This is a genomic window from Kitasatospora arboriphila (assembly GCF_039528095.1).
In the GTDB taxonomy this organism is placed as follows: domain Bacteria; phylum Actinomycetota; class Actinomycetes; order Streptomycetales; family Streptomycetaceae; genus Kitasatospora; species Kitasatospora arboriphila.
Genome location: NZ_BAAALD010000308.1, coordinates 1 through 236, shown reverse-complemented (window position 1 = coordinate 236; position 236 = coordinate 1). Strand labels below are relative to the sequence as shown.

Below are 236 nucleotides of genomic sequence, written 5' to 3'. Positions count from 1 at the left end.
GTCGTTTGCAAAATCCAGTTCACCTGTCTTAAGCAAACCTGTTACCGAAACTTTTTGATGGCCCTCTGAGTCGCTACGGGTAAAGGTAATGGTCTTGCCACGTATCCTGGTCAAAGCTTCTGAAATACTTTTTCTAAGACGGGAATCGAATCTCTTAGACTCAAAGCGGCACATTCCAGCAAACTCATGAAAAGTAAGCTTAATGCTGTTGGTTTTTAAACCGTACTTACTGAAAG

General features: G+C 41.9%; 1 pseudogene. It reads right to left on the bottom strand.

The window, feature by feature from the left end:
• A pseudogene (locus ABD353_RS40130) lies at positions 1 to 236 on the bottom strand (protein RepA); the annotation flags it as partial.